This window comes from Aminobacter anthyllidis (assembly GCF_018555685.1).
Taxonomy (GTDB): Bacteria; Pseudomonadota; Alphaproteobacteria; order Rhizobiales; family Rhizobiaceae; genus Aminobacter; species Aminobacter anthyllidis.
Genome location: NZ_JAFLWW010000005.1, coordinates 135,177 through 150,761 on the forward strand (window position 1 = coordinate 135,177; position 15,585 = coordinate 150,761).

Annotated in this window: 15 protein-coding genes; 9 read left to right on the forward strand and 6 right to left on the reverse strand. The window is 64.0% G+C overall.

The features are described 5' to 3' along the window. Positions 1-9 precede the first annotated feature (9 nt). Both J1C56_RS17685 and J1C56_RS17690 read right to left on the reverse strand, forming a co-directional pair. A complete protein-coding gene (locus tag J1C56_RS17685) occupies positions 10-915 on the reverse strand; it encodes an aromatic ring-hydroxylating oxygenase subunit alpha (protein WP_214391391.1) in 906 nt (301 codons plus the stop codon). 26 nt (positions 916-941) lie between these two features. Continuing rightward, entirely contained in the window at positions 942-1,808 is an 867-nt protein-coding gene (locus tag J1C56_RS17690) for an aromatic ring-hydroxylating oxygenase subunit alpha (protein WP_115730619.1), read from the reverse strand. A gap of 240 nt (positions 1,809-2,048) precedes the next feature. Between J1C56_RS17690 and J1C56_RS17695 the strand changes: the two genes are divergently transcribed. The 5 genes from J1C56_RS17695 to J1C56_RS17715 all read left to right on the forward strand — a co-directional run bounded on the left by J1C56_RS17695 (position 2,049) and on the right by J1C56_RS17715 (position 7,600). Beyond that, positions 2,049-2,819, forward strand: a complete 771-nt coding sequence (locus tag J1C56_RS17695; RefSeq protein ID WP_214391392.1) for a GntR family transcriptional regulator — start codon at positions 2,049-2,051, stop codon at positions 2,817-2,819. 46 nt (positions 2,820-2,865) lie between these two features. Further along, the gene (locus J1C56_RS17700) at positions 2,866-3,960 is read left to right on the forward strand and encodes a BMP family ABC transporter substrate-binding protein (RefSeq protein WP_214391393.1); all 1,095 of its coding nucleotides are present in this window, start codon (positions 2,866-2,868) and stop codon (positions 3,958-3,960) included. A gap of 127 nt (positions 3,961-4,087) precedes the next feature. Continuing rightward, the gene (locus tag J1C56_RS17705) at positions 4,088-5,629 is read left to right on the forward strand and encodes an ABC transporter ATP-binding protein (RefSeq protein ID WP_214391394.1); all 1,542 of its coding nucleotides are present in this window, start codon (positions 4,088-4,090) and stop codon (positions 5,627-5,629) included. After that, positions 5,613-6,680 (forward strand): ABC transporter permease, encoded by a 1,068-nt coding sequence (locus tag J1C56_RS17710; protein WP_214391395.1) that lies wholly within the window; start codon positions 5,613-5,615, stop codon positions 6,678-6,680. The genes J1C56_RS17705 and J1C56_RS17710 overlap by 17 nt, the downstream gene beginning before the upstream one ends. Then, a complete protein-coding gene (locus J1C56_RS17715; RefSeq protein ID WP_115730614.1) occupies positions 6,680-7,600 on the forward strand; it encodes an ABC transporter permease in 921 nt (306 codons plus the stop codon). The genes J1C56_RS17710 and J1C56_RS17715 overlap by 1 nt, the downstream gene beginning before the upstream one ends. Before the next feature lie 33 nt (positions 7,601-7,633). On the opposite strand, the gene J1C56_RS17720 is transcribed toward J1C56_RS17715, so the two are convergent. From J1C56_RS17720 to J1C56_RS17735, 4 genes are all read right to left on the reverse strand, one after another. Beyond that, positions 7,634-9,106 carry a M81 family metallopeptidase gene (locus J1C56_RS17720; protein WP_214391396.1) on the reverse strand — a complete coding sequence of 491 codons (1,473 nt, stop codon included), beginning with the start codon at positions 9,104-9,106 and terminating at the stop codon, positions 7,634-7,636. Positions 9,107-9,147: 41 nt separating this feature from the next. After that, a complete protein-coding gene (locus J1C56_RS17725; protein ID WP_165915907.1) occupies positions 9,148-9,975 on the reverse strand; it encodes a carbohydrate ABC transporter permease in 828 nt (275 codons plus the stop codon). Then, positions 9,972-10,841, reverse strand: coding sequence for a carbohydrate ABC transporter permease (locus tag J1C56_RS17730; RefSeq protein ID WP_214391397.1), 870 nt, complete (start codon positions 10,839-10,841; stop codon positions 9,972-9,974). The genes J1C56_RS17725 and J1C56_RS17730 overlap by 4 nt, the downstream gene beginning before the upstream one ends. A 76-nt stretch (positions 10,842-10,917) precedes the next feature. Next, on the reverse strand, positions 10,918-12,153 hold the full coding sequence (locus J1C56_RS17735) for an ABC transporter substrate-binding protein (RefSeq protein ID WP_214391398.1): 1,236 nt from the start codon (positions 12,151-12,153) through the stop codon (positions 10,918-10,920). A gap of 191 nt (positions 12,154-12,344) precedes the next feature. On the opposite strand from J1C56_RS17735, the gene J1C56_RS17740 reads away from it, so the two are divergent. The 4 genes from J1C56_RS17740 to J1C56_RS17755 are packed head-to-tail and all read left to right on the forward strand — an operon-like array spanning position 12,345 to position 15,544. Further along, a complete protein-coding gene (locus J1C56_RS17740; protein ID WP_214391399.1) occupies positions 12,345-13,115 on the forward strand; it encodes an SDR family oxidoreductase in 771 nt (256 codons plus the stop codon). 5 nt (positions 13,116-13,120) lie between these two features. Next, positions 13,121-14,191 carry an ABC transporter ATP-binding protein gene (locus J1C56_RS17745; protein ID WP_214391400.1) on the forward strand — a complete coding sequence of 357 codons (1,071 nt, stop codon included), beginning with the start codon at positions 13,121-13,123 and terminating at the stop codon, positions 14,189-14,191. Then, positions 14,188-15,069, forward strand: coding sequence for a MurR/RpiR family transcriptional regulator (locus J1C56_RS17750; RefSeq protein WP_214391401.1), 882 nt, complete (start codon positions 14,188-14,190; stop codon positions 15,067-15,069). Before J1C56_RS17745 ends, J1C56_RS17750 begins: the two co-directional genes overlap by 4 nt. A 1-nt stretch (position 15,070) precedes the next feature. Beyond that, positions 15,071-15,544, forward strand: a complete 474-nt coding sequence (locus tag J1C56_RS17755; RefSeq protein WP_214391402.1) for a hypothetical protein — start codon at positions 15,071-15,073, stop codon at positions 15,542-15,544. Positions 15,545-15,585: the final 41 nt, after the last annotated feature.

The window sequence follows — 15,585 nt, forward strand, 5'->3', positions numbered from 1 at the left end:
TTCAGGCGCTCAGGTGGCGGCCGGGATGACCCCGTAGGTCACGCCCTTCTGGCTCAGCCACCGGCGGTAGGCGATCGCCGACTTGTCGGCTCTGATGGGGGTCTCGGCGCGCGGATCGAGCGGCAGGCGCTTGGGGAACTGGTTTTCCAGGATCGGCTTGTCCTGGCCGAAGATCGTCTGCTGGAAACGCTTGATCACCTTGTCTTCATTGTCCTCGTCGAGCACGCACAGCAACATGTGCGCCCGGACATGTTCCTGATCGACCGGCTGCAGGAACACGGCAATGACATCGAGCCGCGTCTCGTCCATCGGGCTCGATTTGTAGAGCACCGAGCAATAGGGATGCGGCACCCGGTAGATGTAGTCGACATCGGCGCCGCCATCCGAAGTGGTCGATGCCATCGGCTGGAAAAAGCGGCAGCGTGTGGCCAGGATCTCGTCGCGGTCGACCGAGATCTCGACGTCGTATTCCTTCACTTCGGTATGCGGCTCGGCACCGAGAATGTCGGTGTGGACATAAGGGAAGTGGCCCATGTCGAGGAAGTTCTCGATCGCCCGCGGCGCCGAGACATTGACCCCGAACGTGGCGGCGTTGAGCTTGCGTCGGTCAGCCTCGGCATATTCGGGGATCGGGAAGATGTCGGCCGGCGGATTGCCGAGCGACGTCCAGACATAGCCATAGGCAAGCTTGACCGGCAGCGTGCCTTCGACCGCTGTAATGTCGACCGGCCCGTCGACAGGCAGATCGCGTCGCGAACGCCAGACGGCAACCTTGCCGGTGCCGTCGGAGGCCAGGCTCAGGCGCTCTTCGAGCAGGATGGTGCCGACCACCACGCCGGCCGGCACTTCGGAAAGTGCGGCAAGCGGGTGCCAAAGGTCGAGGATCACCTGATCCTTGCATCTCGTCTCGGTCATCTAAGGTTCCTCCTGAGGGCGCGGGTTCACATCCGCGCCGGTATCGCGCCGTAAGTGACTGATTTGTCGCGCAGCCAGCGCCGGTACAAGACAGCAACCGCATCGGCGCGGATCGGCGTTTCAGCACGCGGGTCGAGCGGCAGGCGTCGCGGCAGCTGGTTTTCCAGGATCGGCTTGTCCTGGGCGAAAATCAGCTGCATGAAGTTGCGGATTCCGGCCTCGTCGCTGCCGTCCTTGAGATAGCAAAGGAAGGGATGGGCGACGCAATTCTCCTCGTCGACGGGCTGGACGAACAAGGTGATGACGTCGAGCCGCTCCTTCTGCACCGGATTGCTCTTGTAGAGCGCCACCGTGTAGGGGCGGATCACTTTGTAGATATAGTCGACGACAAAGCCTTCCTTGGCCGTCGGCGACGCCACCGGCTGGTAGAATTTGCATTCGGTCGCGACCAGTTCGTCGGCAGCCGTCAGCTCGACCTTGTAAGGCGCGACTTCCGTATGCGGCTCCTCGCCAAGCCAGCCGGTATGGACGAACGGGAAATGGCCCATGTCGAGGAAATTCTCGACCGTGCGCAGGCCTGAAACCTTGACAGCGATCGACCCGCCGGTGAGCAGGTAGCGGTCTTCCTCCTCGGCCTCCGGCACGAACACGATGTCGCGCTCCGGCTTGCCGAGGCAGGCCCACAGGAAGCCATAACGCTTGGTCGCATTGACCAGCGCCCCGGTGTCGTTTCGCACCACTTCCTTGTTGTAGCGGCCACGGCAATAGACGGTCAGGTCAACGCCAAGCAGGCGGGTCTGGAACGGCTCGTGCGCCGACAGGTTGGTCAGGTCGGCGATCACATGCCAATCGTTAAGAAGGACTCTGTCGCTACAAAGGGCAGCTATGCTCATCGCACCCTCCCTGGCTAGCACTTCCCCGTGAACCTAGCTCTGTTATGCCCATATTGGAACCACAGGATTGGATATCAATCAATGACAATTTGCATGCCAAAGAAAGAATTTTGATTGACAGCTTGATTTGATTGACTACCGATATGAGAAACGCAACTCGGGATATGCGGCGTCGCCGGCGCAGCGATAACCGGGCTGGCCGCCAAGCAAGCCAAAGGCGCTGGCGGGGAGGAGAATGCCATGAGCAACCGCTCGCAGGCCATTGCCGATATGTTGACGCGGGCGATCCTCGATCACCGCCTCGTCCCCGGCTGCAAGCTCGGTGAGCGCGAACTGTCAGAGGTATTCGACGTCAGCCGCATCGTCATCCGCCAGGCACTGATCCGCCTCGCCGATGATGGTCTTGCCCAGATCGAGCGCAACCGCGGTGCCTTTGTCGCCCGTCCCAGCATGCAGGACGCAATGGAAATCTATGACGCGCTCACGCTCGTCGAACAGGGCGTCGCCGCTCAATTGAGCGACCGCCTAGGCCCAGCCGGCTGGGCCGAATTGCGCCAGCATGTCGAGCGCCAGCGCCAAGCCGTGGCTTCGGGCAACGACGCGCTCGCCGACGTGCTCGGGCAGGAGTTCCACACAGTGTTCGTGCGGCTCAGCCGCAACAAGGTGATGCAGGAGATTCACGCCCAGTTGGTCCGTCGTACGACCTTGCTGCGCTCGCTGATCACCGCCGATTTCGACTACTGCAACCTGCTCGACGACCATGCCCGTGTGGTCGAACTGCTCGAAAAAGGCCGGCTCAAGCCGGCGATGGAGCTGATCGACGCGCATCACCGCTCCGTCGTGCGCGGCTACATCATGGACCGGCAGGTGTTTCCCGAACTGACACCACGCGAAGCGCTCGAACCTTATCTCGACGGCAAATCAGGCGAGCCGCCGAAACCGGCACCACGAAAGAAGGCCGGAGAAAATGGCGCGGCACGGGCGCATGCCCATGTCCACGCCGCAAAATAGACCCGGCAAAAAGCCGGGCGCATCCAACCAACAGAGGGTTACCACCATGTTCAATCTGACCAGACGGCAATTTCTGCAATATTCCGGCGCCGCGGGGGCCGCTCTCGGCACCACGGGCCTTGCCGGCATCGCCAGCGCCCAGGAGCCGCTCAAGATCGGTGTCGTCTATGTCTCGCCGATCGCCGACATCGGCTGGACCAAGCAGCACAGCCTCGGTGTCGACGCCATCAAGGCGGAGTTCGGCGACAAGGTCGCGCTGACCGTCATCGACAACATCTTCATGCCGCAGGATGCCGAACGCGTGTTCCGCGAACTCGCCGCTTCCGGCAACCAGCTGGTCTTCGGCACCTCGTTCTCGCATGGCACGCCGATGCAGAAGGTGGCGCCGCGCTTCCCCAAGGTCGCCTTCGAGCATTGCTCCGGCATCGTCCATCTCGCCAATCTCGGCACCTTCGAAGCCAAGTATTACGAGGGCACTTTCGTCGCCGGTGCTGCCGGCGCGCATATGAGCAAAGCCGGCAAGATCGGCTTCATCGGCGGTTTCCCGATCCCCGACATCGTCGGCCCTGCCAACGCGCTTCTGCTCGGCGCCCAGAGTGTCAATCCCGAGGCTACCTGCAATGCCATCTTCCTCAATTCCTGGTTCGATCCGGGCAAGGAAAAGGAAGCGGCCAACACGCTGCTGTCGCAGGGCTGCGATGTCATCTGCTCGATGACCGACACCGCGACCGGTGTGCAGGTCGCGGGCGAAGGCGGCGCGTGGTCAATCGGCTACGCCAGCGACATGGCCAAGTTCGGCTCGGGCAAGCAGCTGACCGCCTTCACCCTCGACTGGTCGAGCGACTATGTCGGCGCCGCCAAGGGCGTGGCAGCAGGCACCTGGAAGCCCGAAGCGCGCTGGGACGGCCTGGCCGGCGGCGTCGTCAAAATGGCGCCCTACAATGAGGCGATCCCGGCCGACGTCATCACCAAGCTCAAGCAGCTCGAGGCCGACATCGGCTCCGGCAAGGTCCATCCCTATGCCGGCGAACTCAAGGACCAGGACGGCAACGTCAAGGTTGCGGCAGGCAGCGTGCTGGCCGATGCCGACATCCGCGGCATGAACTGGTTCGTCAAGGGAATGATCGGCAAGCTCGGCTGATCTTCGCTTATCCGCTAGCAAGGCCACCGGGGCTCTACAGCGCCGCATGATTCCGATCTCGGGATCAGGTGCTGGCTCCGGTGGACTATGGCTGCGCACCGTCCAACCCTCACGGCAGGACCCGGCTATGCCCCCACGCCTCGAATTGCGCAACATCACCAAAAGTTACCCAGGCATCATCGCCAATGACGACATCTCGATGTCGATCATGCCAGGCGAAATCCACGCCGTGCTCGGCGAAAACGGCGCCGGCAAATCGACATTGATGAAGATCATCTATGGCGCGGCGCAGGCCGATGCCGGTGAGATCTTCTGCGACGGCAAACCCATCGCCGCCCACACGCCAGCGACATCGCGGGCGCTCGGCATCGAAATGGTCTACCAGCATTTCGCGCTGTTTGAATCCGTCACCGTGGTCGAAAACATCGCGCTCGCCGTCTCGAGCACCTTCGACCTCGATGCGCTGGCGCGCCAGATCACCGAGCTGTCCAACCGCTACGGCATGCCGATCGACCCGCACCGCCGCGTCCACGACCTGTCGGTCGGCGAACGCCAGCGCGTCGAGATCGTGCGCTGCCTGCTGCAGGCGCCGAAGCTTTTGATCCTCGACGAGCCGACCTCGGTGCTGACGCCGCAGGCCGTCGTCAAGCTGTTCGAGACCTTGCGTCAGCTCGCCGCCGAAGGCTGCTCCATCGTCTACATCAGCCACAAGCTCGACGAGGTGCAGGAGCTTTGCGACAGCGCCACCGTGCTGCGCAACGGCAAGGTGACAGGCACCGCAAGGCCAAAGGAAAGCACCTCGGCCCAGCTCGCCCGGCTGATGGTCGGCGCCGAGCTGCCCGAAATGCATGTCAGCCCTTCGGTGCCGAGCGACAAGCCGGTGCTCGAGGTGCGCGGGCTAACCGCCCCTGCCCGCGACAAATACGGCGTCGAACTCAAGAACATCTCGTTTGAGGTGCGTGGCGGCGAGATCGTCGGGCTTGCCGGCGTCTCCGGCAACGGTCAGGCCGAGCTGATCTCGCTGCTCAGCGGCGAGCGCACCCATGGCAATGCGCTGTCGATCCAGATCGACGGCAAGGCGGCCGCCCATCTCAACGCCAGCGAAAGGCGCAAGCTCGGCATGGCCTTCGTGCCGGAGGAGCGGCTCGGTCGCGGAGCCGTGCCGCCGCATGCGCTGTGGCAGAATGCCGTTTTGACCGCCCATCGCTCCGGGCTGGTGCGCAATGGCCTCGTCGACCGCAAGCAGGCGAGCAATTTCGCCGCCAAGATCATCGAGCGCTTCAAGGTCAAGGCCAACGGCCCGCAGTCGAGCGCGCAGAGTCTTTCCGGCGGCAATCTGCAGAAGTTCATCGTCGGCCGCGAGATCGCACTCGAGCCCAAGCTGTTCCTCGTCGCCCAACCCACCTGGGGCGTCGACGTCGGTGCTGCCGCCTTCATCCGCCAGACGCTTGTCGACCTGAGCCGCTCGGGTGCCGCCGTGCTGGTGATTTCGGAGGAACTCGACGAGCTGTTCGAGATCTGCGACCGCCTGCTCGTCATCTGCCAGGGCCAGGTCTCGCCGCCACTGATCAGGACAAAAACCAACCGCGAGGAAATCGGCCTGCTGATGACAAGGGTCGACCGCGGCAACGGCACCAATGGGAGAGGCGAAGTTGCGATTCAGGATTGAACAAAGACCGGAACCATCCGCCAGGATGCGGGTGGCGGCACCGGTCATCGCGACCGGGCTTACGCTTCTCGTCGGCTCGCTGTTGTTTGCCGTGCTCGGCTATGACCCGCTGGCGACGCTGCAAGCCTTCTTCATCGCCCCGCTCAACTCGTTGAACGGGATTTCAGAGTGGCTGCTCAAGGCCTCGCCGCTGATCCTCATCGCCTGCGGCCTGGCCGTCGGCTTCCGCGCCAATGTCTGGAACATCGGCGCCGAGGGCCAGCTTATCATCGGCGCCATTGCCGCCTGCGGCGTCGGCCTGTTTTACCCCGACCCCGACAGCATGCTGCTTTTGCCGCTGATGTTTTTCGCCGGCGCCATCGCCGGCATGGCGTGGGCCGCGATCCCCGCCTTCCTCCGGGCGCGGATGAACACCAACGAGATCCTCGTCACGCTGATGCTGACCTATATCGCCACCCTGCTGTTGTCGTGGCTGGTCCACGGCCCCTGGCGTGACCCGGCCGGCTTCAACTATCCGCAGACGGCACTGCTCTCGGCGGCGGCGATGTTCGAGCCCTTCGACTATGCCTACCGGCTCAACGCCTCGGTGTTCATCACCGTGGTCGCCGTATTCCTGATGTGGCTGTTCACCGATCGCAGCTTCCTTGGCTACAAGATGTCGGTCAGTGGTGCTGCACCTCTGGCGGCACGTTACGCCGGCTTCCGCGAATCCGCCGCCGTCTGGACCGGCCTGCTTGCCGGTGGCGCTGCCGCCGGCATCGCCGGCATGGCCGAGGTCTCGGGCCCGCTCGGACAATTGTCGCCGCAGATCTCGCCCGGCTACGGTTTCGCCGCCATCATCGTCGCCTTCATCGGTCGCCTCAATGCCTTCGGCATCGTCCTCGGGGGATTGTTGATGTCGCTACTTTTCCTCGGCGGCGAAGCAGTGCAAATGAATCTTGGCCTGTCGGCTGCGCTGACCCGCATCTTCCAGGGCATATTGTTGTTCTTTTTGCTTGCCGCAGACTTCTTCATCTTCTACCGGCTTCGCCGCATTCCGGAGCATGCCTGATGGACTTGTTCATAGCCATTTTCACCGGCACCATCATAGCCGCGACACCCTTGATCTTCGCTGCCCTTGGCGAACTCGTCGTCGAAAAATCAGGCGTTCTCAACCTTGGCATCGAAGGCATGATGCTGATGGGCGCTGCCTTTGCCTTCTGGGCAGTGATCGCCGGGCTGCCGATGCCTGTCGCCATCCTTGCCGGCGCGCTTGGCGGGGCCGCCGCCTCGCTGCTGTTCGGCGTCCTGGCGCTGACCTTCCTGACCAACCAGTACGCCGCGGGCCTGGCGCTCGCCATCTTCGGCTCCGGCGTCTCGGCCTTCCTGGGCCGCAACTTCGGCTCGGCACCGATCGACGCGCTGAAGAAGATCTACATTCCCTATCTCTCAGACATTCCGGTCATCGGGCCGATGCTGTTCCGCTTCGATCCGATGGTCTATTTCGCCATCGTCATGTTCTTTGTCATCAGCTGGTTCCTCTACCGCACCAAGGGCGGGCTGGTGCTGCGCACCATCGGCGAGTCGCCGGAGACGGCGCACGCCATCGGCTATCCGGTGATCCGCATACGTTATCTCGCCGTGCTGTTCGGCGGGCTGATGGCTGGTCTCGCCGGCGCCTATCTGTCGGTCGCCTACACCCCGCTATGGGTCGAAAACATGACCGCCGGCAAGGGCTGGATCTCGCTGGCGCTGGTGGTGTTCGCGACATGGCGGCCGCTGCGCGTGCTGCTTGGCGCCTGGCTGTTCGGCGGCATGACCATCCTGCAGCTGCAGGGCCAGGCGCTCGGCATCGCGGTTCCCTCGGAACTGCTTTCCGCCCTGCCTTATCTCGCAACGATCATCGTGCTGGTCATCATCTCGCAGAACCGCCAGATGCTGGCGCTGCATTTCCCGGCGTCGCTGGCCAAGCCGTTCCGGCCCGCGACCTGACGGACAAATGGCGAGGCCTGGCGGCCTCGCCTGTCATGCCCAGGGATCATTGACCCTGGGCCATACCGGACGGACAAGCTTGGTGTAGTTGGTCACGCGCGGATTGCTCGGATACGAACTCGGCGCGTCGACATAGATGATCTCGGCCGCCACCGGCGCGAAGCCGGCGTAGAAATGGTTGGTCGACTTGACCAGCAAAATGTCCTTGCTGGCTAGGTCGATGCCGAGATTGGAGAAGATGTCGGGCTCGAAGGTCTGGGTGCGGTTGGTGTTGAGGATGACGTCGACCTCGGTCCCCAGGATGCGCACCAGCGCCGTTTGCCCGAGCGTCACGCGGCTCGGCCCGAAACTCTGCCAGCCTTCCTCGACCGCCTTCAGCACCTGAACCCTGGCGTCGATCGGCTCGCCGGCCTGCGGTCCCGCCTTGCCGCCGAAACGCAGGTCGATGACGGCACCTTCGCCCGCCGCGTGGCAGAAGGTCACCGCGATCGGGTCCCAGATCGTCGCCACGCCGACCTTGTCGAGGCCGCGCTCCAGCATCCGCCGCAGCATGAAGGTGCCGTCGCCGGCGACCCCGCCGCCGGGATTGTCCCAGACGTCGGCGATAACAGCGGGCTTTGCCGGATTGGCCCGGCGCGCGCTCAGCGCCTGGTCGATGCCGGCGTCGGTGTCGACCATCGTCATCGCGGTCTTTTCGCGCATGGCATAAAGCTCGCGGCCGAGCTTTTCGGCGAGCGCGTCGCCCTTGGCCTTGTCGTTGTCGGTGACGACGACGATGCGCGAGCCCATTTCCGGCACGTCGGAGGCCATGAAGCCGTGAATCACCGACACCGACAGGATGCCGTCCTTGCCGTGCAGCGCCTTGATGCGGTCGACGAAGCTCCGCATCGGCTCGCGGCTGGTCGGCAGCACGGTGATCATGCGGCAGTCGAAGGTCGAGATGACGGGCTTGATCTCGCCACGCGCTGCGGCCAGGCCAAGCGCGACGACATGCTCGCCGCGCTCGTAGAAATCGGTGTGCGGAAATTCGAGGAAGGCCGCGAGCACATTGCAGGCGGCGACGCGCTTCGGCGTCAGGTGGCTGTGCGGATCGAACTCCGCAGCAACCACGACGTCGGGGCCGACAATGTCGCGGACCCGCGCCAGGAGGTCGCCCTCGCAGTCGTCATAGCCCTGCGCCACCATCGCGCCGTGGAGGCCAAGCATGACGGCGTCGACCGGCAGCGCCGCCCGGAGCTGGTCGAGGATTTCGTCGCGCAGCGCCTCGAAGGTCTGGCGTTGCACCAGCCCGCCCGGCTCGGCCCAGGTGGCGGTGCCTTCGATGACGGTCAGTGCGTCGGCAGCGGCGCGGCGGCGCAGCGCCACGATCGGCGACGAGCACAAGGTCGGTGTCTCCGGATGCTGGCCCGGCCCGGCGTAGAACGCCATCTCGAACGAGGCGCGATCGGTCGGCACCGGCGAGAAGGTGTTGGTCTCGGTCGCCAGCGAGGCGGTGAAGATGCGCATGTCAGGTTCGTTTCTTTATCGTTGAAGTCAGGAGGTTGCGGTCACTTGACGGCGCCGAGCGCCAGGCCGCGGACGAGATAGCGCTGGAGCCAGACGAACAGGATGGCGACCGGCACGGTGGCGACGAGCGTGGCCGCCATGACGTAGTGCCATTCGACAGTGTAGCGCCCGGCGACAAGCGAAAACACCTGGATCGGCAGCGTATAGCTTTCCTGGCTGCGCAGCATGGTCAGCGCGACGACGAACTCGTTCCAGGCATTGATGAAGGTGAAGATGGCGGTGACGGCGATGGCCGGCACGCACAGCGGCAAAAACACCTTGCGCAAGGTCAGCCAGCGGCTGCCGCCTTCCATCCACGAGGCTTCCTCGAGGTCGCGCGGGATGGTGTCGAAATAGCTCTGCAGCATCCACACGGTGAAGGCGATGTTGAAGGCCATGTAGACGCCGCCGACGGCATTCAGGCTTTCAACCAGCCCGAAGGAGGCGAGCAGCCGGAACAGGCCAAGCACCAGCACGATCGGCGAGATCATCTGCGAGACCAGCAGGAACTGCCGGAAGGCGCCATGACCGGCAAAACGGAAGCGCGACATCGCATAAGCGGCCGGGATCGAGATGACGATCGCGCCGACTGTGGCGATCACCGACACGTAAAGCGAATTGAACAGCGCCCGGCCGAAGCCGGCCTGCACCCACATGTCGTAGAAATTGCGCCAGCGAAACTCGCTCGGCCACCAGCTCGGCGTCAGCACTTCCTGCGCCGGTTTGACCGCGGTCAAAAACATCACCGCGAAGGGAAACAGCGTGACGACGACAAGCGGCGCCAGCAGCCCCCAGGCGATGATGGTGCGCTTGAGTTTGGGCGCGATCATGCGCGTTCTCCCCGCATGGCGAGCCTGATGTAGATGGCGGTGAAGACCAAAAGGATCGCCAGCATGACCAGCGACACCGCCGACGCCTCGCCGAGTTTGCCGATGCGGAAGGCCAGCTTGTAGAGATGGGTGACGAGGATGTCGGTCGAGTTGGCCGGACCGCCCTGCGTCATCACCCAGATGATCGGGAACGAGTTGAAGACATAGATCGTGTTGAGCACGATGGCGATGTTGACGAAGGGCTTGAGCAGCGGAAAGGTGATGCGCCGGAACTGCTGCACCGGTCCCGCCCCTTCCAGTGCCGCCGCCTCATAGAGATCGTCGGGGATCGACGACAGCCCGCCCAAAAAAATGGTGGTGGTGAACGGCACCGTCACCAGGATGCCGATCATGATCTGCATCGGGAATGCGGTCGCCGCGCTCGCCAGCCACTGGATGTTGTGGTCGGCGAGGCCGAGCCCGCGCAGGGCGGAATTCAGCATGCCGCTTTCGCCGTTCAGCGCCCAGCGCCAGACGATGGCCGTCATGGTCAGCGACACCGCCCAGGGCAGCATGACGATGACACGCGCAAGCGAACGGCCGTAAAAATCGGTATTGAGGATGACCGCCACCGGGATCGACACCAACAGCGCGCCACCGACGACGGCGGCGGTCCAGACGCCGGTGCGCAGCAGCGCCTTGATGAAATCAGGATCGGCAACCAGTGCAGCGAAATTGTCGAGGCCGCTGAAATCGCGCAGCTGGCCGAAGCGGCTGACGTCATGCGTCGCGATCTGGATCAGGTCGACGACCGGCCAGAAGATCACCACCGCCGCCAGGATCAGGCTCGGCAGCGTCAGCAGATATGGCAGGGCGCGATTGTGCATGGGAGCCTTGGCCGGAGCACGGGACAGGGAACCGGCGGCGCACCCTGAGGCGCGCCACCGGCGGGAGGAAGAAGAACTACTTCTTCAGGATGCCGTCGGCCTTGGCTGCCGCTTCCTTGAGCAGGGCCTCGGGATCGCCTTCGCCGAGATAGACCTTCTGGATGGCGTCCGAAGTGATCTGCGCGACTTCTTCCCAGCCGGGAATGATCGGCGCGAAGCGGGCGTCGGGCAGAAGCGCGGTGAAGGCAGCGAGGTCGGCATTGTTGACGTAATAGTCCATCTTGGCCTCTTCCTTGTTCACCGGCAGGAAGCCTTCGCCCTGGGTGAACTTGGCGCGCCAGTCGGTCTGGAACAGGAAGTCGAGCAGCTTCCAGGCCTCGTCTTTGTTCTTCGAATTGGAGAACATGACGATCGAGTCGGTGACGCCATAGGTGCCGCGCGCGCCGGTCGGGCCGGCGGGGATGGCGGCGACGCCATATTTCAGCTTCGGCGCTTCTTCCTTGATCTGGTTGGACAGGAAGGGCGCGGTGATCATCATGCCGACCTTGCCCTGCTTGAACAGGTTCTGCACGTCCTCACGCGCATAGGAGGTGACGCCAGGCTGGGTCAGGCCCTCGTCGATCAGCGACTTGTAGAGCTTGGCCGCCTCGATGGCCCCGGGGCTGTCGAGACCCGAGGTGCCGTCCTTGTCGAGGATCTCGGAGCCTTGCGACCACATCGCGTAATAATAATAGACGTCGGTCTCGATCTCCTTGCCCTGCAGGCCGAAACCGTAGTTCTCGCCGCCCAGCGCCTTGATCTTGGCAGCCGCATCCTTGAGCTCGGCCCAGGTCGCCGGCGGGTTGGCGACGCCAGCCTTTTCGAGCAGTTCCTTGTTGTAATACATGGCACGCGCCGAAGCGGCGATCGGCAGGCCGTAGGTCTTGCCGTCCATGATCGAAGGCGACAGGAAGGTGTCGATGAAGCGCCCCTTGAAGTCGGGCGTGATGTAGCCGTCGAGCGGCTCGGCGACGCCCTGCTGGACGAAGTCGATCAGCCAGCGCGTGCCGATGATCGACAAATCGGCATTGGTGCCGGCGGTGATGTCGGTGGTCAGCTTCTGCAGCAGCACGTCCCACGGCACGACCTCGAACTTGACGTCGACGCCTGGGTTGGCTGCCTCGAATGCCTTTTCCACTTCCTGGAAATAGGGCCCGGTCTTTGCGCTGTATTCCGCGACCGTGACCCTGACTTCGCCGGCATTTGCCTGGGCGGCCAGCGCCAGCACGCTCAACCCGGCCAGCAGGCCAGTCTTCCACTTCGAAATCGCCATGTCGGTGTTCCCTTGCTCCCACGGGCCAAGGCCCGTTCCTCCGGCGCTTTGCCGCGCCTCTTTGATTAAGTGACTTTCTTACATTATCCGGCATTTTCGCCATATCAAGCGATTTTCTTTGTTGCTTAATTACATTTTCAGCCATAGTCCTGAGCAAAGAAAGCGGCCAAGATCGCTATGGGAGCACATCATTGAGCAGTGAGAGCGAATTCCGGGGAAAGTCCGTCCTGATCACCGGCGCCGGCGGCGGCCTCGGGCGGGCACTGGTTGCGATCTTCAATGATCGCGGCGCCCGCGTCATCGGCTGCGACCAGTACATTGAGGCGATGGACGGGCTCGATCTCGCCGGGCGCCACAGCTTCGACCTGACCGACCGCCCCGGCCTCGAAGCCGCGGCGCGCAAGCTGGTCGAAGCCGACGGCGTGCCCGACATCGTCATCAACAATGCCGGCTGGACCCGCGCCGAAACCATGCCGGCGCTGACCCAGGAGCGAGTCGAGACCGAGATCGACCTCAACCTGACCGGCGTCGCCAGCCTGACCAATACGCTGCTCAAGCCAATGGTGGCGCGCGGCGCGGGCTGCTTCGTCTTCATCTCCTCGGTCAATGCGCTGTCGCATTTCGGCAACCCGGCCTATGCCGCGGCCAAGGCCGGCATCAACGCCTTGTCGCGCGCCATTGCTGTCGAGCATGGCCGCCAGGGCATCCGCGCCAACGTCGTCTGCCCGGGCTCGATCCGCACCCCGGCCTGGGACCATCGCCTGGCCAAGGATCCCGCCATTCTGGGCAAGCTGCAGCGGCTCTATCCGCTTGGCCGCATCGTCAACGCGCAGGAAGTGGCCGAGGCCGTCGCCTTCCTTGCCTCGCCACGCGCCTCGGGCATCACCGGTACGGTGCTGCCCGTCGACGCCGGCCTGACCGCCGGCTGCCTGCCTTTCATCGACGACATATTGGGAGCGTGAAGACCATGACCGGCGTAACCTTCCGCGACCTCTCCAAGTCGTTTGGCCAGCACAAAGTGCTCGACGACATCAACCTCGACATTCCAAGCGGCGAGTTCGTCGTGCTCGTCGGCCCCTCCGGCTGCGGCAAGTCGACCTTGCTGCGCATGCTCGCCGGGCTTGAGCCGATCAGCCACGGCGACCTCTTGATCGGCGGCACGCGCGCCAACGACCTGCCGCCGCAGAAGCGCAACATCGCCATGGTGTTCCAGTCCTACGCGCTGTTTCCGCATCTCACCGCAGCCGAGAACATCGGGTTCGGGCCGAAGATCCGCGGCGAGGCACAGGCCGCCATCGACCAGAAGATCAACAAGGCCGCAGCGATCCTCAACCTGCATGCCTATCTCGACCGCTATCCGCGCCAGCTCTCCGGCGGACAGCGCCAGCGTGTCGCCATGGGCCGCGCCATCGTGCGCGAACCCTCGGTGTTCCTGTTCGACGAACCGCTGTCCAATCTCGACGCGCAATTGCGCGTGCAGATGCGTACCGAGATCAAGGCGCTGCATCAGCGCTTGAAATCGACGGTGGTTTACGTGACACACGACCAGATCGAGGCCATGACCATGGCCGACCGCATCGTCGTCATGAACCAGGGAAAGATCCTGCAGGTGGGTGCACCGCTCGAACTCTACGACAGCCCGGCCAACAAGTTCGTCGCAAGCTTCATCGGCTCGCCGTCGATGAGCTTTGTCTCGGGCAGCATCGGCGCATCGGCGACAGGCGCACATTTCGAGACGGCGACCGGAGAGAAGCTGTCGCTCAATGGCGGCCGCGCCTCGGCCTTCGCAGGAGCGGTCGAGGCCGGCATCAGGCCCGAGCATTTCGTCATCAGCGGCAGCGAAAGCGCGTTGCCGTTCAAGGTCGACGTCATCGAGCCGACAGGCTCGGAGACCCATATCTACGGCGCCATCGGCGACGAGCAGGTACGCGCCGTGTTCCGCGACCGCGTTTCGGTGCGGCCGGGCGAGACACTGCCGGTCACTGCCGACCCCAAGAACATCCATCTGTTCGACAAGGCGACCGGCCTGCCCGTATGAGCAACATCGCCGACATCATCACCCGGCTTCAGGTCACGGCGCAGGACGGATCGAAGTCCGACAAGCGCCTGGCGAGCCTGGTGCTGTCGGATCTCGACTTTGCCTCCAAGGCCGCGATCTCGGAGATCGCCGCGCGCGTCGGCGTCAGCGAACCCACTGTCACCCGCTTCTGCCGCAACCTCGGCTGCGACGGCGTGCGCGACTTCAAGTTCTTCCTCGCGCAGGCGATCGCCATCGGCGGGCAGTATCTCAAGCCCGAACCGCTCAGCCGCGACGCGCGTGAGCAGCGCATCGCCTCCGCCGTCACCGAGGCGGCTATCGTCGCGATCCAGCGCGCCTCGGACAATCTCGACATGGCGACGCTGGTCTCGGTGGCCGAGCGGCTGTCGGCCTCGCAGAACATCCTGTGCTTCGGCTCCGGCGGCATCTCCTCGATGATGGCGACGGAACTGCAGAACCGGCTGTTCCGGCTTGGCCTGCCTGTCGTCGCCCAGGTCGACGGCCAGCTGCAGCGCATGTATGCGGCGGTCGCCAAGCCCGAGACGACGGTCATTGCCTTCTCCGTTTCGGGCCACGCCAAGTCGGTTGTCGATGCGGTCCAGGTCGCCCGGCAATATGGCGCCCGCACCGTGGCGATCACGGCGCCCGGATCGGCGCTGGCCAAGGTCGCCGACATCGTCATCCCGTTCCAGCCGATCGAAGACGGCAACATCTACAAGCCGACCTCGTCGCGTTTCGCGCTGCTGGCCATCCTCGACATGATCGCCACCGCGACCGCCGAGACCCGCGGTACCAACGTGCTCGAAGGCCTGCGGCGCATCAAGCAGAGCCTGAGTATGCTCAAGATCGACGACCCGCGACTGCCTCTGGGGGACTGACATGACGATTGCCGAAAACCCGTTCGCTGGAGATGCCGACCGCGCGGCCATCTGGGAGATGCTGGTCGAGCGCGACATCGCCGCCTTCGTCGGCCAGGACTGGGCCATGGTGGCAGGCGATTTCGACGAGCAGCGTTTCCTCGGCATCCATGCCCATAACGCAACCAATCCCGACGCGTGGAACGCCGCCTTCCCGACGCTCGCGGTCTATCGCGACGAGTGGCTGCGCCAGGCGGCGGAGACAGCTGCCACCCAATATGCCGAGCCGCTCGCCGACGGCATCCACCGTGCGACACGGCTGACCGAGATCGACATCACGGGCGATGTCGCGGTGGCGCGCAAGAAATTCGACGGCACCATCCGCCGCGCCGACGGCAGCGACGACGTCCTCAACTGGCAGACGCTGTATTTCTGCCGCAAGGCGGACGGGCGCTGGAGGATCACCGGTTTCGTCGGCTACATGAAGTACATCTGAGTTTTCGGGCACCGTCGTTCACCGGCCCTGACCGAAATCAA

Coding starts and splice junctions, on each gene's coding strand:
- J1C56_RS17705 (WP_214391394.1), top strand. CDS start 4,088: ATGCCCCCACGCCTCGAATTGCGCAACATCACCAAAAGTTACCCAGGC.
- J1C56_RS17755 (WP_214391402.1), top strand. CDS start 15,071: ATGACGATTGCCGAAAACCCGTTCGCTGGAGATGCCGACCGCGCGGCC.
- J1C56_RS17720 (WP_214391396.1), bottom strand. CDS start 9,106: ATGCGCATCTTCACCGCCTCGCTGGCGACCGAGACCAACACCTTCTCG.
- J1C56_RS17695 (WP_214391392.1), top strand. CDS start 2,049: ATGAGCAACCGCTCGCAGGCCATTGCCGATATGTTGACGCGGGCGATC.
- J1C56_RS17690 (WP_115730619.1), bottom strand. CDS start 1,808: ATGAGCATAGCTGCCCTTTGTAGCGACAGAGTCCTTCTTAACGATTGG.
- J1C56_RS17745 (WP_214391400.1), top strand. CDS start 13,121: ATGACCGGCGTAACCTTCCGCGACCTCTCCAAGTCGTTTGGCCAGCAC.
- J1C56_RS17725 (WP_165915907.1), bottom strand. CDS start 9,975: ATGATCGCGCCCAAACTCAAGCGCACCATCATCGCCTGGGGGCTGCTG.
- J1C56_RS17700 (WP_214391393.1), top strand. CDS start 2,866: ATGTTCAATCTGACCAGACGGCAATTTCTGCAATATTCCGGCGCCGCG.
- J1C56_RS17750 (WP_214391401.1), top strand. CDS start 14,188: ATGAGCAACATCGCCGACATCATCACCCGGCTTCAGGTCACGGCGCAG.
- J1C56_RS17715 (WP_115730614.1), top strand. CDS start 6,680: ATGGACTTGTTCATAGCCATTTTCACCGGCACCATCATAGCCGCGACA.
- J1C56_RS17730 (WP_214391397.1), bottom strand. CDS start 10,841: ATGCACAATCGCGCCCTGCCATATCTGCTGACGCTGCCGAGCCTGATC.
- J1C56_RS17735 (WP_214391398.1), bottom strand. CDS start 12,153: ATGGCGATTTCGAAGTGGAAGACTGGCCTGCTGGCCGGGTTGAGCGTG.
- J1C56_RS17685 (WP_214391391.1), bottom strand. CDS start 915: ATGACCGAGACGAGATGCAAGGATCAGGTGATCCTCGACCTTTGGCAC.